Below are 15408 nucleotides of genomic sequence, written 5' to 3'. Positions count from 1 at the left end.
GGAGCCCGCTTCCTCCGTTAAGTCCGCCGCAAGTCCGGCGCGGCCATCAAGCCACTCGTTCCCATGACAATTCTGATCACCGCCATTCTGGATGCCGGACGAAGTGCCGTCGACATAGCGATATTCACCTTTCTGCCGTTGATGATCGTGACCTTCTCGCTGATGCGCTATCTCGAAGGCATGAGCGCATTGCGATGGATCGGCGGGAAGGCCAATCCGCTCTTCAGATTGTTCGGTCTGGACGGTTTCGGAGCCTTGGCGGTTATCCAGCTCAGCCTCGTCAGTTCGGCTGCCTCGGTCTCGGCCCTGTCGCTCATGGCACACAAAAGAATGTCGGAGAGATGCCTGGCCGCTGCCTTTGCCGCGGTGCTTGCGGCCGCGCCGGCAAATGCCAGTTTTCCGCTAGCAAGTCTCGGTGTCGATCCCGGCTTGATCATCGTGAACGGTATTTGCGGAGCGCTTGTGGCCTCCACTCTTGCCTGCTGGATGGTTGGACGCCGCTCCCTGTCTGGAAAGATCTGTTCCTGTTACAAGGTGGATGAGTCCGTCGCCGTAAGGCTCGATCTGCTGACGGCGATCAACCGCGGTGGCGCAGATGCCGTTCGGGTCATTTCTGCAATCTTGCCGGTGCTGGTGATCTCACTTGCAATGGTCAGGCTTATCCAAAGCACAGGTGCACTTTCGGCCTTTACGTCCGTCGCGCTGCCCTTGCTTCAGTTGCTCGGCGCCTCGCAGCAGGATGTCCTGTTCTTCCTCACAAAGTGCCTGGCAGGATCAAGTGCAGCGGTCACGCTGTTACTCGACGTCCACAAGGAGCTGAGCATTCCGCCTGAGAAAATCATTCGCGGGTCGGCATTTCTGCTAAACCCTCTCGACCTTCCCGGTCTTTCCATCCTTATCGCTTCGGTGCCAGCGCTCCGGTCGGTGGCAGCCATCGCCATCGTGAGCGCATTGGCCGGAATCCTTGTCCGCACAGCGCTGCTGTCCTGGCTTTGAGCCAACGCGCTCCTGCTTTGATGGATCGATCGTTACGGATCACCGACTACATGCTTCGGGCTGTGGCCAGGAAAAGCTCGCAACTAGTGCCCTCGGCTTCCCTTCAGCATCGACCAGCTATAGAGAAACAGCCCCGCCCAGATCAGCGGGAAGGCGATCATGCGCGCCGTGCCGAATGGCTCGTGAAAGACGAAGACGGCGATCAGGAAGATCATCGTCGGCGCGATATACTGCATGATGCCGATCGTCGAGAGTTTCAAGAGCTTGGCGCCGTTCGCATAGATCATCAGCGGCACGGCGGTGATGACGCCGCAGCCGAGCAGCAGGATCGTGTCGGCAAGGCTGGTGCGATAGAGGTGGCCCTGGCCGCTGCCGAATTCGAGATAGAGGATGTAAAGGAGGGCCGGCCCGCTGAGGATCAGCACTTCGAGGAAGAAACCCTGGTTCGGCCCGAGCGGCAGCGTCTTGCGCAGCAGGGCGTAAAAACCCCAGCTGATCGCCAGCGTCAGCGCTACCCAAGGGATGCCGCCGCTGTCCAGTGCGAGAATGGCGACGGCAAGTGCTGCAAGCGCGATCGCCGCGATCTGCAGCGGCTGCAGCTTTTCCTTGAGGAACACTGCGCCGAGGAAGATGCTGAACAGCGGATTGATGAAATAACCGAGGGCTGCGTCGAGCGAATGGCCGGCGCCGATCGCCCAGACATAGGTGCCCCAGTTGATGGTGATCAGCGACGCCGTCAGCGCCGCCATCGCCAACATGCGCGGCGAACTGAGCGCTGCGCGGATATCCCCAGTGCGCCCGAGTACGATCAGCACGATGCCCGCCAGCGGCAGCGACCAGATGATGCGATGCGCGATCACCTCGGCCGGCGAGATATGCGCGACCGCCTTCATGTAGAAGGGCAGGAAGCCCCAGAGCAGATAGGCCGTCAGCGCGAAGGCGAAACCGCGCGGACTGTCTTCGTTCTTGGCCAGCGGAACGGATATATCGGTCGACATCGGCGTGTTTCCATCTTTGTTCTTCTTCTGATCCGGCCTAGCTTAAGCGCCGTGAATAGGCCAATTCATTTCGTTGAATGAAGAGTGAGAGGATTTGAAGCGGAAACGCGGCATGGGCGGAAGATGACGGCATCCGCCGCCTCGCAGAACCGGCGGAACAGATTTATTCCGCCGCGATCTTGCCCGCCAGCTGGCGGTTCTTCATCAGCTTGTAGATGACGGAATCCATCAGCGCCTGGAACGAGGCGTCGATGATGTTCTCCGAGACGCCGACCGTCCACCAGCGCACGCCGTCGCTGTCGGTGGATTCGATCAGCACGCGGGTGATCGCCTCCGTGCCGCCATTGAGGATACGCACCTTGAAATCGGCGAGCACTAGATCGTCGATCTCGTGCTGGTATTTGCCGAAATCCTTGCGCAGCGCCAGGTCGAGCGCGTTGACCGGGCCTTCGGCATCGGCAACCGACATCAGCGTCTGTCCGTCGATGGTGATCTTGACCACCGCCTCCGAGACGATCTTCACGCGGCCGAGACTGTCGAAGCGGCGCTCGATCATCACCCGGAAGCCTTCGATGGTGAAGAATTCCGGGATGGTGCCGAGCGTGCGATGCGCCAAGAGCTCGAAGCTCGCATCGGCGCCCTCATAGGCGTAGCCGATGGATTCCCGTTCCTTGACGATCGAGATCAAGAGATCGAGCTTCGGATCGTCCTTGGCGACGGTGATGCCGCGCCGCTTCAGCGCATTGATGAAGTTCGCCTTGCCGCCTTGGTCGGAGACCATGACCTTTCGGAAGTTGCCGACGCTTTCCGGCGGCACATGTTCATAGGTCTTCGGGTCCTTCAGCAGCGCCGATGCGTGGATGCCGGCCTTGGTGGCGAAGGCGGAAGCGCCGACATAGGGCATCTGGTGGTCGGGCGAGCGGTTGAGCAGCTCGTCGAAGGCATGCGACAGCCGGGTGAGGTTGAGCAGCCGCTCCTCGTCGATCGCCGTTTCGAACCGTGTGTTGTAGGCACTCTTCAGCGCCAGCGTCGGGATCAGCGTCACCAGATTGGCATTGCCGCAGCGTTCGCCGATGCCGTTCAGCGTGCCCTGGATCTGCCGGACGCCGGCTTCGACCGCTGCCAGTGAATTGGCGACGGCCTGGCCGGTGTCGTTATGGGCATGGATACCAAGATAGCGGCCGGGAACGCCGGCTGCGATCACCGCCTCGACGATGGCACGGATTTCCGGCGGCTGCGTGCCGCCATTGGTGTCGCAGAGCACGACCCAGCGGGCGCCGCCCTCATAGGCGGTCTTGGCGCAGGCGAGCGCATAGGCCGGATTGGCCTTGAAACCATCGAAGAAGTGCTCGCAATCGACGATCGCCTCCTTGCCGGCGCCGACCGCCGCCTTGACGCTTTCGGCGATGCTTTCGAGGTTTTCCTCATTGGTGCAACCGAGCGCCACCGCGACATGGTAATCCCAGCTCTTGGCGACGAAACAGATGGCGTCGGATTTCGCCTGCAGCAGCCCGGCAAGGCCCGGATCGTTGGAGACCGAAACGCCCGCCCGCTTCGTCATGCCGAAGGCGACGAAGGTCGCTTCGCTGGTGCGCTTCTCGCTGAAAAAGGCGGTGTCGGTCGGATTGGCGCCGGGATAGCCGCCCTCGACATAGTCGAAGCCGAACTCATCCAGCATGGCGGCGATCGCAATCTTGTCCTCGACGGAAAAATCGATGCCGGGCGTCTGCTGCCCGTCCCGGAGCGTCGTGTCGAAGAGGTAGATGCGTTCTTTCATGTCGTGTCCTCCCGCCAGGCGGGTGTTGTTGGAATGCGTATGCTGCCCCTCATCCGGCTGCCGCCACCTTCTCCCCGCGCGCGGGGAGAAGGCTAGGGTGAGGGGCTGCCTTGTTCAGGGCAATCAGTCCCGCTTGCCGGCAAACTTGTCCGTCGCCCGGATCAGCCGATCGAGAATCCCGGGCTCCGAATAGGCATGGCCGGCACCTTCGATCAGGTGGAACTCCGCCTTCGGCCAGGCCTTGTGCAGCAGCCAGGCATATTTGGCCGGGCAGGGCATGTCGTAGCGGCCATGCACGATGGCGCCGGGAATATCCTTCAGCCTGCCGGCGTCGCGGATCAGCTGTCCTTCGTCCATCCAGCCGGCATTGACGAAGAAATGGTTCTCGATGCGGGCGAATGCATAGGCGAATTCCGGCTCCTCGAACTTGCCGCTCGTCGAAGGCTCGGGCAGCAGCGTGATCGTTTCGCCTTCCCAGATGCTCCAGGCCTGCGCGGCCGCAAGGCGCACGTTTCTGTCCTCATGCGTCAGGCGGCGATGATAGGCCTGCATCATCTCATGCCGCTCTTCCGGTGGGATCGGAGCGATGAAGCGCTCCCACTTGTCCGGGAACATCTCCGAGACGCCGAACTGATAGTACCAGTCGAGTTCGGCTTTGGTCAGCGTATAGATGCCGCGCAGGATGAGCTCGGAGACGTGCTCCGGATGCTTTTCGGCATAAGCGAGCGCCAGCGTCGAGCCCCAGGAGCCGCCGAACACCTGCCAGGTCTCCACGCCGGCCATTTCACGCAGGCGCTCGATATCGGCGACGAGGTCCCATGTCGTGTTGGCATTGAGCTCGGCATGCGGCGTCGACCGTCCGCAGCCGCGCTGGTCGAACAGCATGACGTCGTAGAGGGCCGGATCGAACAGCCGGCGGTGGGCCGGCGAGAAGCCGCCGCCCGGGCCGCCATGCAGGAAGACGACGGGCTTGGCGCCGGGTGTTCCCGATCGCTCCCAATAGATCACATGGCCGTCGCCGACATCGAGATGACCGGAGGCATAGGCTTCGATTTCGGGATAGAGGGTGCGCAGGATTTCGGTCATATCTTCACGCCTTTTTCGGGCCAGACTTGGGTGTCGTGATCGGGATGCTGAAAGGAGATGATCGCCTCCTGTCGGGCATAGAAATCCGGGTCCTTGTGCACCGGGGCTTCGAAGATCGTCTCGACCCAGGGTAGTCGGGCGTCGTAATTGACCTGGATCTGCGGCGCGAGATCGCCGCGGTCGTCGAACGCGCCGATCGCAAGCTCCAGGCCACCAGGATGACGATAGGTCATCGGCGTACCGCAATTGCTGCAGAAGCCGCGGTCGATATTAACGGAGGACTGAAAGTAGCTCGGCTCGCCGCGCGTCCACTCCATTCCTTCTTCGGGTGCCGTGACCAGCGCGGAAAAGAAGCCGCCGAACTGCTTCTGGCACATGCGGCAATGGCAGATCGAGGGTCGCCCCAGTTCGCCTGCGATGCGGAAACGCACGGCGCCGCACTGGCATCCGCCTGTTCTTATCCTATCCGTCATAGGCGTTCTCCGAATGGCCAGCTTTTCGTATCGTGGTCGGGGTGCTGATGGTTGCTTGCCGCGATCGCGTTCTCGCGGTCGGGCGTTTCAGGCTGCGGCTCCACCGGCAGACTGTCGATCGCGTGAAACCAGGACATCTTGCGGCCGGTGCTCGATTGCATCACGGGCTTGACCGCATCGGGCTCATCAAGCGAGCCGAGCGTGATGTTGATGAAGTTAGCGCCCGGGATGTCGTAAAACAGCGGCGTGCCGCAATCGCTGCAGAAGCCGCGCCGCACCAGATCCGAGGACCGGAACCATTTCGGCGCGCCGCGCGTCAGCTCGAAATCCTCGCGCATGGCAGCCGCAAGCGGCAGGAAATAGTTGCCGGCCGCCTTCTGGCACATGCGGCAGTGGCAGATATGGGGATAGCCGAGTTCGCCGCGGGCGCGATAACGAACCGCGCCGCATTGGCATCCGCCGGCCTGTTTCGTCATTTCGCTCAAGCGCGATCCTCCGGTGGCCAGACCTGCGTGTCATGGTCGGGATGTTGATAGGAAACGAGTTCGTGCAGGAAGGAGCCTGCCGTCAGATCGGCCTCGGTCCGCTCTCCCGGCAGTTCGTGCAGGCGATCGACGAAGCCGAGCTTGCATTCCACCCCCCATTGAATGGTCGGCGGCAGCGACGACGGATCGTCGAAGGCGCCCGCAGCAATCGCCATTCCGTCTGGCGCTTCATAGGTCAGCGGCGTGCCGCAGTCACCGCAGAAGCCGCGCTCGACGAAATTGGAAGAGCGGAATTTTTTCCGCTCCCCCCGCGTCCATTCGAACTCGGCGCCGCGCACCGAGACGAGCGGCGCATAATAAGCCCCGAACGCCTTCTGGCACATGCGGCAATGACAGATCGACGAATCCTTGAGTTCGCCGCTGACACGGAAGCGGATCGCTCCGCACTGGCAGCCGCCGGTATGGGTGGTCATGACAGATCCTCCCGCAGCGACGTCGATGAGAAAAAGAAAACCCCTCCCAACCCTCCCCACAAGGGGGAGGGCTCTCTCGTGGCGCCGTCTTCGTTTCCATCTCGAATGTTTGCAATTGGCGTGAAGTCGCTTCGGAGCAGCGCGGCGCCGTAGCCCCTCCCCCTTGTGGGGAGGGGTTGGGGAGGGGTCTTATCCCAACCCACCACTCTCACCGCTTCACCTCCCACGTCGTCAACCGCTCGCCCGACGCTGGATCCTTGCCGTCCTTCAGCTGAATGCCTTTCGCCGTCAGCTCGTCGCGGATCTTGTCGGCTTCGGCAAAATTCTTCGCCTTCAGCATTTCCAAACGCATCGCGACCAGCGCATCGACCGCCGCTGCGACGGCTTCGTCGATTTCGGCCCTCTTCGGCAGCACCCCGAGGAGGGCAGCCGTCGCGGCAAAACGGGCGCCGGCGGCAGCATCGGTATGGGCGGCCTGCGCCAGCGCATGCAGCGCCTGCACCGCCGCCACAGTATTGAGATCGTCCGCCAGCGCGTTCAGCACAGCCTCGTCCGGCTTGGCGTCGCCGGGTTCCGTCGCCGGCCATTTGGCGAGCAGCCGTTCGGCCTCTTCCAGCCGCTTGATCGAGAAATCGATCGGCTCGCGGTAATGCGTCATCAGCATGGCAAGACGCAGCACCTCACCCGGCCATTTGCGGCCGCCGAAGACCTCAGTGTGCAAGAGATCGTGGATGGTGACAAAATTGCCTTCGGACTTCGACATCTTGCGGCCTTCGACCTGCACGAAGCCGTTATGCATCCAGACATTCGCCATCACCTCGGTGCCGTGGGCGCAGCGCGACTGGGCGATCTCGTTTTCATGATGCGGGAAGATCAGATCCAGCCCGCCGCCATGGATGTCGAAGACATCGCCGAGATAACGCCGGCTCATCGCCGAGCACTCGATGTGCCAGCCGGGCCGGCCGCGGCCCCATGGGCTCTCCCAGCCGGGCTCGTTATGGCTCGACAGTTTCCAGAGCACGAAATCGCCGGGATTCTTCTTGTGCGCATCGACGGCAACGCGGGCGCCGGCCTGCTGCTCGTCGAGCGGGCGCTTCGAGAGCTGGCCGTAATCCGCCATAGATCTGGTGTCGAACAGAACTTCGCCTGATGCGACATAGGCATGACCGTTGGAGATCAGCTTCCCGATGATCTCGATCATTTCCTCGATATTGTCGGTAGCGCGCGGCTCGACGCTCGGCTCCAGGCAGCCGAGCTCGGCGACATCGGCGTGAAACTGCGTCTCGGTCTTCTCGGTGACCGCGCGGATCGCCTCGTTGAGCGGCAGACCCGGATGATCCCTCAGCGCCCGCGCATTGATCTTGTCGTCGACGTCGGTGATGTTGCGGGCATAGGTGACGTGATCCTCGCCATAAACATGGCGCAGCAGCCGGAACAGCACGTCGAAGACGATGACCGGCCGCGCGTTGCCGATATGGGCGAAATCATAGACGGTCGGGCCGCAGACATACATGCGGACGTTGTCGGCATCGATCGGCGAAAACACCGATTTTTCCCGCGTCAGCGTGTTGTACAGCTTCAGTTCCGGCGTGCCGCCCATACCACTCTCCCATAAGTACATCAGAAAATATTGCGACCGGCGGGCCGGGGCGTTTCGCATCTTGACTATTTGGGAGACGAAAACGGCCGGGCCAGCGCGTGCGCTAGCGAATAATCTTCCGGCAGATAATGCAGATAACCGTTTTCATGGCGGGATTTATGGCGCGGGAATGGTCTTTGGTCAAGAGGGGGCGAGGAACGATCCGGCGGCGCGGTGCGTCTGCCATTTCGCGGCACAAATCGCTTATAGGCAGTTGGGAAGTTGCTGATAATGGGGGAAATGCGTGAGAGGTTTGGTTCGGGGGATGATTGGAGCGACTGGAATTCTGGCAGTCGCATCGGCTGCCTATTTCGCATACGATTTCGGAATGCTTCGTTTCAACAATCCATCTTTGTCGACCTATCCGGTCCAGGGCATCGACGTCAGCCATCACCAGGGCGATATCGATTGGAAGACGGTGGCCGCGCAGCCGAACGTGCGTTTCGCGATTATGAAGGCGACCGAGGGCGGGGATCACCGGGATTCCCGGTTCGCCGACAACTGGCAGCGTGCCGGAGACGCTGGGGTGGTCAGGGGTGCCTATCATTTTTTCACCTTCTGCCGCCCCGGCAAAGATCAGGCGCAGAATGTCGTGGCGACCGTGCCGAAGGCGCCGGAGACCCTGCCCATCACCGTCGATCTGGAGTTTGTCGGCAATTGCGCCAAGGTCCCGACGCTCGAGGAAATGGTGGCGGAGGTGAACGCCTTCTTCGCTGAGCTTAAAAACACCTTTCCGGAAAAGCCGATTTTCTACGTCACGCAGGAATTTTATGATCAGTATCTGAAGGGCAATGAATCTCGCTTCCCCGACCATTACCTCTGGCTTCGAAGCGTGTTCCAGGAACCCCAGCAGGAAGGATGCAGTCGTTGGTCGATCTGGCAATTTGCCGACAACGGCACTGTCGACGGCATTCAGGGGGCGGTGGATCTCAATGCACTGTGCCCGTCGGAAACGGGTTTCGCACATCTGTTTCCGGCCGTTGCTGCCAAGTGAAACCCCGGCCTATTCCGGCAGGCGGTAGTCGACGAGCTTGTTCTCGCGCACGATAAACAGCTTGCCCGTCTCGGTGACGCCGGGGCCGAGCAGCGGCAGGATCGCTTTGGCGACCTCGGAAGGGTGCGGCAGCGTCTGCGGATCTTCGCCCGGCACGGCCTGCGCCCGCATTGCCGTGCGGGTGGCGCCCGGATCGACGCTGGTGATGCGCAACGGCGTCGATTGCGTCTCGCCGGCCCAGGTGCGGGCGAGCGCCTCGACGGCAGCTTTGGAGGCGGAATAGGCGCTCCAGAAGGGGCGGCATTTGTGCGCGGCCCCGGACGACAGGATGACGGCGCGGCCGGCATCCGAGCGGGCGAGCAGCGGGTCGACGGAGCGGATCAGCCGCCATGTCGCCGTCACGTTGATGGTCATCACTTTTTCGAACACCTTCGCCTCGATATGGCCGATCGGCGAGATGACGCCGAGCACGCCGGCATTGGCGACGAGGATGTCGAGCTTGCCCCAGCGCTCGAAGATCGAGCCGCCGAGCGCATCGATCGCGTTCATATCGGCGAGATCGAAGGGCACCAGCGTCGCGCTGCCGCCGACCGCCTTGATCGCATCGTCGAGATCCTCCAGCCCGCCGACCGTGCGGGCGCAGGCAATGACATGGGCGCCGGCTTTGGCAAGTTCCAGCGCCGTGAAATAGCCGATGCCGCGCGACGCACCGGTGACGAGTGCGATCTTGCCCTCAAGATTGATGTTCATCTGTCCGGTTCCGGATTGGCTTGCGAAGGTGAGGGGCGCAATTGGGCCCCACGGAAGCGAAGTTCAAAGTGGCAAGCGGCTCAGCCGTTGCTGGCAAGCATCGAAAGCTTGTTGCCCATGGACTCGCCGTTCTTGTCGAGCAAACGGGTCGGGTAGTCACCGGTGAAGTAGTGGTCGGTGAATTGCGGGCGGGCCGGATTGCGGTCCTCGCCGCCGACGGCGCGATAAAGCCCGTCGATCGACAGGAAGGCGAGCGAATCCGCGCCGATATATTTGGCCATGGCTTCGACATCGGCATACTGGTTGGCGAGCAGCTTGTCGGCATCGGGCGTGTCGATGCCGTAGAAATCGGGGAAGAAGATCATCGGGCTTGCGACGCGAAGATGAACTTCGCGCGCGCCGGCTTCGCGGATCATCTGCACGATTTTGAGAGACGTCGTGCCGCGCACGATGGAATCATCGACGAGCACGACGCGCTTGCCTTCGATCATCGCCCGGTTGGCGGAATGCTTCAGCTTCACGCCGAAGGCGCGAATCTGCTGCGTCGGCTCGATGAAGGTGCGGCCGACATAATGGTTGCGGATGATGCCGTATTCGAAGGGAATGCCGCTTTCCTGCGCATAGCCGAGCGCCGCCGGTGTGCCGCCGTCCGGCACCGGCACGACCACGTCGGCCTCGACCGGCGCTTCCTTGGCGAGGTTCATGCCCATGTTCTTGCGTGTCGTATAGACGTTGCGGCCGCCGACAACCGAATCCGGCCGGGCGAAATAGACATATTCGAACAGGCAGAGGCGCTCCGGCTGCGGCTTGCCGGGCTTGCGGGCATCGATGCTGATCGAGCCGTCGGGCTGGATTTCGCAGATGATGACTTCGCCGTTTTCGACATCGCGGATGAACTTGGCGCCGATAATGTCGAGCGCACAGGTTTCCGAGCAGAAGATCGGCTTGCCGTCCAGTTCGCCCATGACGAGCGGGCGGATGCCGGTCGGGTCGCGCGCGGCGATCAGCTTGGTGCGCGTCATGGCGAGCATCGAATAGCCGCCTTCCATCTGGCGGATCGCATCGATGAAGCGGTCGGAGGTGGACGCGTGGCGGGAGCGGGCGATGAGATGAAGGACGACTTCCGTATCGGAGGTCGACTGACAGATGGCGCCGGTGGCGATGATCTGACGGCGGAGCGTCAGGCCATTGGTGAAATTGCCGTTATGGGCAATGGCGATACCGCCTTCTTCCAGTTCGGCAAAGAGCGGCTGCACGTTGCGCATGGCCACTTCGCCTGTTGTGGAGTAGCGGGTATGGCCGATCGATATGCTGCCGGGCAGGCGGGCGAGCGTCATCGGATTGGTATAGTGGTCGCCGACGAGGCCCATATGGCGCTCCTGGTAGAAGCGCTTGCCGTCGAAGGAGACGATGCCGGCCGCTTCCTGTCCGCGATGCTGCAGGGCATGCAGGCCGAGAGCCGTGAGTGCGGCGGCATCGGGATGTCCCAGAATTCCGAAAACGCCGCATTCTTCGTGCAGCGTATCTCCGTCGAGCGGATCGTCGGTCGGGAAGGAATGGGACTGGTTCATTTCTGCGGGCCTCTGCTCTCACAAGAATGGATCGGCATTTCCAGTATCATATATCGGAAACTGATCCGATAATGTCATGCTGAACGACATCCGCTTTCAAAGCCCGCTCGCCGGGCTCTGAAACGGCTGAGGTCCGGCGGAGCTGAATGCCCGGCCGGACCTTTATTTCACGTCCCGCTCAAATGGCAATTGCCGGACGGCGGATCAAGCTCTTGAACACTGTGTCAATTCGTCGGCTGCTGTGTACCGCCTGCAGGCGCGTCTTCCGCCGGAGCCTGATCGGTGGCCGGCGGTGTGGTGCCTTCGCCGCCCTGCGCCGGCGACTGCATCTTATCACGGAAGCTTGCCTCGATCATCTGGGCAAATTGCTCCGGCAGGACGGCCTTCAGCTTCACCACCATCGAATCCAGGAAGGGCTTCGACTTGGCCTCATTGACCCAGGTCGGCCGGTGGTCGACATCGACGAGCCAGTTCCAGAACGCGACGGCGACGACCATCAGCAGCAGGCCGCGCGCCGCGCCGAACAGGAAGCCCAGCGTGCGGTCGAGCGCGCCGATGCGGCTGTCGATGATGAAATCGGCGATCTTCATCGTAATGAAGGAGATGACGATGAGTGCGATCAGGAAGACGACCGCGGCCGAACCGGCAATCGCGATGCGGTCGTCATCGGTGTATTTCTTCGCATAAGGCAGCAGGTACGGATAGAGGTAGTAGGCGGCGGCGGCCGAACCGCCCCAGCTTGCGATCGAAAGGATCTCGCGGGAGAAGCCGCGGACCATCGCCAGTACGGCGGAGAAGAGCACGACGCCGATGACAATACCGTCGAAAATCGTAATGGGCATATAATATCAACTCCAGGACTGCCGCTTGGCGGCCGTGTCGTGCCTTATCGTGTGCTTCCTATATCATCACCGTTCCCGGCAATGAAAGGATCAAACCTCGTCTTCCACACGCAACGCTCCCTTCGATCCGGCGATGCGCGCGACCAGATCCGGCAGGCTTTCGACCTCATTCCATCGCCCGCCGGAACCCTTCGGCAGCTCGGCGGAGGCGGAAGGAAGCAGCGCTGTCGAAAAGCCCAGCTTCTCGGCTTCCTTGAGGCGCTGGGCGGTGTGCGCAACCGGTCGGATGGCGCCCGACAGGCTGACTTCGCCGAAATAGACGCAATCGGCGGGAAGGGCAATACCGGCGAGCGACGAAACGAGCGCCGAGGCAACGGCGAGATCGGCCGCCGGTTCGGAGATGCGGTAGCCGCCGGCGACGTTCAGATAGACGTCGTGCTGGCCGAGCCTGACGCCGCAATGGGCCTCCAGCACCGCCAGGATCATCGACAGCCGGGCCGAATCCCAGCCGACCACGGCGCGCCGCGGCGTGCCGAGCGAGGTCGGCGCCACCAGCGCCTGCACCTCGACGAGCACGGGCCGCGTGCCCTCCATGCCGGCGAAGACGGCCGCACCCGGCGATTTTTCGTTGCGCTCGCCGAGAAAGAGTTCGGATGGGTTGGCGACTTCGCGCAAGCCTCTGTCGGACATCTCGAAGACGCCGATCTCGTCGGTCGGGCCGAAGCGGTTCTTGACCGTGCGCAGGATACGGTAGTGATGGCCGCGATCGCCTTCGAAGTAAAGCACGGCGTCGACCATGTGCTCGACGACGCGCGGCCCGGCGATCTGCCCGTCCTTGGTCACATGCCCGACGAGCACCATGGCTGCACCCGTCTGCTTGGCGAAGCGGATCATCGACTGCACGCCGGTGCGCACCTGCGTCACCGTTCCCGGCGCGGATTCAGCAAGCTCGCTCCAGAGCGTCTGGATGGAATCGATAATGACGAGATCAGGACGTTTGCCCTCGGCGAGCGTCGCCAGAATATCCTCGACATTGGTTTCGGCCGCCAGCATCACGTCGGTATCGGCTGCCGCAAGGCGCTGCGCCCTCAGGCGAACCTGCGCCACCGCTTCCTCGCCGGAGACGTAGATGATCCTGTGGCCGCGCCGCGCAAGGGCCGCGGCCGCCTGCATCAGCAGCGTCGATTTGCCGATGCCGGGATCGCCGCCGATCAGCACCGCCGAGCCGCGCACGAAGCCGCCGCCAAGCGCGCGGTCGAGTTCCGAAATGGCGGTATGGATGCGCGGCGCCTCCTCGATCTCGCCGGACAGCGCCGTCAGCGCCACCGGCCGGCCCTTCTTCGGCGTCTTGCCGGGGCCCGAGCCGATGCCGCCCATCGGATCTTCCTCGACGATGGTGTTCCACTCGCCGCAATTGTCGCATTTGCCGGCCCAGCGGTTATGCACCGCGCCGCAATTCTGGCAGATGAATTGTGTCCTGGCCTTCGCCATCAATGATTGCTTTCGATAAAATCTTCAGGTGACGCATCTTCCCGCCCATGCAGGACACGTATGACGTGAAGTTCGCCGTCTCGGACGACGAAATAGATGCAACGATTCTTGTGAATAACGGCTCTGAGACCCGGGCTCAGCCAGCTGCGATTGACGCCCGTAAAACCAATCTTCTTGCCGATCTGGTCGATGAGGCGCCTGGCGGCGACTGGAGCGTCCGTTGCTATATAGCGGAACATGGATGTCAGATCGTCGATGGCCTTGCGGGAGACGGTGAAGCGGCGGGATCTAATTATCGGTCTCCGCGGCTGCCTGCAAAATCAACGCCGTCAACTCTTCGGCACTGTCAAAAGACACGAGACGCCCTGTCTCGATATCGTGCTGGCCTTCTTGAATGAGGGCCCGAAGCTTCACGATCTTCGCTTCGCGTTCGCGCAGAAGCTCGAGAGCGGCCTGAACGACATCATTGGCATTGTCGTAATACCCGGCCTTGATCTGCTGCTCGATAAAGGCCTCTTCGGCGGCGTTGAGACGGATTGTCGTCATGGCAGACTCCTTTGCTGCTATATAGCAATCTGCCAAGAATATTCCTACTCCTCGGCCACATAGCGCCGCTCGTAGCGCAGCCCCATGCTGGTCAGGATCTCGTATCCGATCGTCCCTGCCGCCCGTGCCACGTCGTCCAGCGCCATGTTCTTGCCGAACAGCTCGACATAGTCCCCGGCGCGCACGGCGTTTTTAGGCAGATCGGTGACGTCGAAGATCGTCAGATCCATGGTGATCCGGCCGGCGACCGGGACCTTGTGTCCGGCGATGAAGCCATGTCCGCCCTGCGGCACGGCCTGGCGCAGCGGCACGCCGCCGCTCGACTGGCTGCGCATATAGCCGTCGGCATAACCGGCCGAGACGATCGCCAGCCGGCTGTCGCGGCGCAGCTGCAGCGCTCGCCCGTAGCTGACGCTCTCACCGGCTTCGACGCTGCGCACCTGGATGACGCGAGCCTCCGCGGTAGCGACCGGCCGCATCGGGTTCGCCAAGCCGCTGACCGCTTCGCCGCCATAGAGCGCGATGCCGGGGCGGGTCAGGTCGAAGTGATAGTCCTCGCCGAGAAAGATGCCCGCCGAGGCGGCAAGGCTTGATTCGATGCCTTCATAGGCGGCGGTAACCCTGCGGAATGATTCGAGCTGTTGCCGGTTCATGACGTGAGTGGGATCGTCGCCGCAGGCGAGATGGCTCATGACGAGCACCGGTGCGAAGCTTGCCGGCCGCGACACGTCGTCGGCAAGCGCGATCGCATCGTCGATATGCAGCCCCAGCCGGTTGAAGCCGGTGTCGACATGCAGCGCGCAAGGGTAATCGCCATAATCGGCAAGCACTGCCATCCAGAAGGCGAACTGCTCGTCGGAGGAAATCACCGGCACCAGGTCATTGTCGAAGAAGCGCCGTTCGGTGCCCGGCCATATGCCTGACAGCACGAAGATGCGCGCATCCGGCGCATAGAGGCGAAGTGTCACGCCCTCATCGACGGTCGCGACGAAGAAATCCCGGGCGCCTGCCGTGTAGAGCGCTTCGCCGGCATCCTCGATGCCGAGGCCGTAGGCATCCGCCTTGACGACGGCTGCGGCGCGCGCAGCGCCGGAACGGTGCGCCATGTCGCTCCAATTCTCCGTCAGCGCGGTGAGGTCGACGGTCAGCCGCAGGCCTGCCGAAGCAAAGGTGTCGTCTTCGGGGGCGTCGAGAAATTCGCTCATGATCCACATCGAAAAGAGGCCGGAGTAGGATTCTCCGGCCACATTAAAGGTCGATTTTGTCCAGGGAAAGCCCGATGCTGCA

16 protein-coding genes are annotated in these 15408 nt (G+C 62.3%); 2 read left to right on the top strand and 14 right to left on the bottom strand.

Features of this window, described 5'->3' with window-relative positions:
• Positions 1-63: 63 nt before the first annotated feature.
• Positions 64-996 (top strand): hypothetical protein, encoded by a 933-nt coding sequence (locus tag K6M89_RS04215; protein WP_222138527.1) that lies wholly within the window; start codon positions 64-66, stop codon positions 994-996.
• Positions 997-1079: 83 nt separating this feature from the next.
• Here K6M89_RS04215 and rarD read toward each other — a convergent pair whose 3' ends face one another.
• From rarD to cysS, 7 genes are all read right to left on the bottom strand, one after another.
• Complete coding sequence (gene rarD / locus K6M89_RS04210) at positions 1080-1994, bottom strand: EamA family transporter RarD (RefSeq protein WP_097580283.1); 915 nt, start codon at positions 1992-1994, stop codon at positions 1080-1082.
• Positions 1995-2157: 163 nt separating this feature from the next.
• Positions 2158-3771: a citramalate synthase gene (gene cimA / locus K6M89_RS04205; protein WP_097580284.1), complete on the bottom strand. Its 1614-nt coding sequence runs from the start codon at positions 3769-3771 to the stop codon at positions 2158-2160.
• 123 nt (positions 3772-3894) lie between these two features.
• A complete protein-coding gene (pip, locus tag K6M89_RS04200; protein WP_222138526.1) occupies positions 3895-4857 on the bottom strand; it encodes a prolyl aminopeptidase in 963 nt (320 codons plus the stop codon).
• Positions 4854-5330 carry a GFA family protein gene (locus tag K6M89_RS04195; protein ID WP_222138525.1) on the bottom strand — a complete coding sequence of 159 codons (477 nt, stop codon included), beginning with the start codon at positions 5328-5330 and terminating at the stop codon, positions 4854-4856. The genes pip and K6M89_RS04195 overlap by 4 nt, the downstream gene beginning before the upstream one ends.
• On the bottom strand, positions 5327-5806 hold the full coding sequence (locus tag K6M89_RS04190; protein WP_222138709.1) for a GFA family protein: 480 nt from the start codon (positions 5804-5806) through the stop codon (positions 5327-5329). Before K6M89_RS04190 ends, K6M89_RS04195 begins: the two co-directional genes overlap by 4 nt.
• 5 nt (positions 5807-5811) lie before the next feature.
• Positions 5812-6288, bottom strand: a complete 477-nt coding sequence (locus K6M89_RS04185; RefSeq protein WP_222138524.1) for a GFA family protein — start codon at positions 6286-6288, stop codon at positions 5812-5814.
• A gap of 208 nt (positions 6289-6496) precedes the next feature.
• A complete protein-coding gene (gene cysS / locus K6M89_RS04180; RefSeq protein WP_222138523.1) occupies positions 6497-7888 on the bottom strand; it encodes a cysteine--tRNA ligase in 1392 nt (463 codons plus the stop codon).
• Positions 7889-8171: 283 nt separating this feature from the next.
• On the opposite strand from cysS, the gene K6M89_RS04175 reads away from it, so the two are divergent.
• Positions 8172-8921, top strand: a complete 750-nt coding sequence (locus K6M89_RS04175) for a glycoside hydrolase family 25 protein (RefSeq protein ID WP_222138522.1) — start codon at positions 8172-8174, stop codon at positions 8919-8921.
• Positions 8922-8930: 9 nt separating this feature from the next.
• On the opposite strand, the gene K6M89_RS04170 is transcribed toward K6M89_RS04175, so the two are convergent.
• From K6M89_RS04170 to alr, 7 genes are all read right to left on the bottom strand, one after another.
• Positions 8931-9671: an SDR family NAD(P)-dependent oxidoreductase gene (locus K6M89_RS04170; RefSeq protein ID WP_097580291.1), complete on the bottom strand. Its 741-nt coding sequence runs from the start codon at positions 9669-9671 to the stop codon at positions 8931-8933.
• Positions 9672-9751: 80 nt separating this feature from the next.
• Positions 9752-11242: an amidophosphoribosyltransferase gene (purF, locus tag K6M89_RS04165; protein ID WP_038687987.1), complete on the bottom strand. Its 1491-nt coding sequence runs from the start codon at positions 11240-11242 to the stop codon at positions 9752-9754.
• Between the two features lie 224 nt (positions 11243-11466).
• Positions 11467-12084, bottom strand: a complete 618-nt coding sequence (locus K6M89_RS04160; protein WP_097580292.1) for a CvpA family protein — start codon at positions 12082-12084, stop codon at positions 11467-11469.
• A gap of 90 nt (positions 12085-12174) precedes the next feature.
• On the bottom strand, positions 12175-13575 hold the full coding sequence (gene radA / locus K6M89_RS04155) for a DNA repair protein RadA (RefSeq protein WP_222138521.1): 1401 nt from the start codon (positions 13573-13575) through the stop codon (positions 12175-12177).
• Complete coding sequence (locus K6M89_RS04150) at positions 13575-13868, bottom strand: type II toxin-antitoxin system RelE/ParE family toxin (RefSeq protein ID WP_312038602.1); 294 nt, start codon at positions 13866-13868, stop codon at positions 13575-13577. The genes radA and K6M89_RS04150 overlap by 1 nt, the downstream gene beginning before the upstream one ends.
• On the bottom strand, positions 13864-14121 hold the full coding sequence (locus K6M89_RS04145) for a type II toxin-antitoxin system ParD family antitoxin (protein ID WP_222138519.1): 258 nt from the start codon (positions 14119-14121) through the stop codon (positions 13864-13866). Before K6M89_RS04145 ends, K6M89_RS04150 begins: the two co-directional genes overlap by 5 nt.
• A 44-nt stretch (positions 14122-14165) precedes the next feature.
• Positions 14166-15335 carry an alanine racemase gene (gene alr / locus K6M89_RS04140; RefSeq protein WP_438826580.1) on the bottom strand — a complete coding sequence of 390 codons (1170 nt, stop codon included), beginning with the start codon at positions 15333-15335 and terminating at the stop codon, positions 14166-14168.
• Between the last annotated feature and the right edge of the window lie 73 nt (positions 15336-15408).

The sequence above is a fragment of the Rhizobium croatiense genome (assembly GCF_019793465.1).
Lineage (GTDB): Bacteria > Pseudomonadota > Alphaproteobacteria > Rhizobiales > Rhizobiaceae > Rhizobium > Rhizobium croatiense.
This window is presented reverse-complemented; position numbering and strand designations above follow the sequence as displayed.

Coding starts and splice junctions, on each gene's coding strand:
- pip (WP_222138526.1), bottom strand. CDS start 4,857: ATGACCGAAATCCTGCGCACCCTCTATCCCGAAATCGAAGCCTATGCC.
- K6M89_RS04185 (WP_222138524.1), bottom strand. CDS start 6,288: ATGACCACCCATACCGGCGGCTGCCAGTGCGGAGCGATCCGCTTCCGT.
- K6M89_RS04190 (WP_222138709.1), bottom strand. CDS start 5,806: ATGACGAAACAGGCCGGCGGATGCCAATGCGGCGCGGTTCGTTATCGC.
- K6M89_RS04195 (WP_222138525.1), bottom strand. CDS start 5,330: ATGACGGATAGGATAAGAACAGGCGGATGCCAGTGCGGCGCCGTGCGT.
- rarD (WP_097580283.1), bottom strand. CDS start 1,994: ATGTCGACCGATATATCCGTTCCGCTGGCCAAGAACGAAGACAGTCCG.
- K6M89_RS04145 (WP_222138519.1), bottom strand. CDS start 14,121: ATGACGACAATCCGTCTCAACGCCGCCGAAGAGGCCTTTATCGAGCAG.
- cimA (WP_097580284.1), bottom strand. CDS start 3,771: ATGAAAGAACGCATCTACCTCTTCGACACGACGCTCCGGGACGGGCAG.
- alr (WP_438826580.1), bottom strand. CDS start 15,335: ATGTGGATCATGAGCGAATTTCTCGACGCCCCCGAAGACGACACCTTT.
- cysS (WP_222138523.1), bottom strand. CDS start 7,888: ATGGGCGGCACGCCGGAACTGAAGCTGTACAACACGCTGACGCGGGAA.
- K6M89_RS04215 (WP_222138527.1), top strand. CDS start 64: ATGACAATTCTGATCACCGCCATTCTGGATGCCGGACGAAGTGCCGTC.
- K6M89_RS04160 (WP_097580292.1), bottom strand. CDS start 12,084: ATGCCCATTACGATTTTCGACGGTATTGTCATCGGCGTCGTGCTCTTC.
- radA (WP_222138521.1), bottom strand. CDS start 13,575: ATGGCGAAGGCCAGGACACAATTCATCTGCCAGAATTGCGGCGCGGTG.
- K6M89_RS04170 (WP_097580291.1), bottom strand. CDS start 9,671: ATGAACATCAATCTTGAGGGCAAGATCGCACTCGTCACCGGTGCGTCG.
- purF (WP_038687987.1), bottom strand. CDS start 11,242: ATGAACCAGTCCCATTCCTTCCCGACCGACGATCCGCTCGACGGAGAT.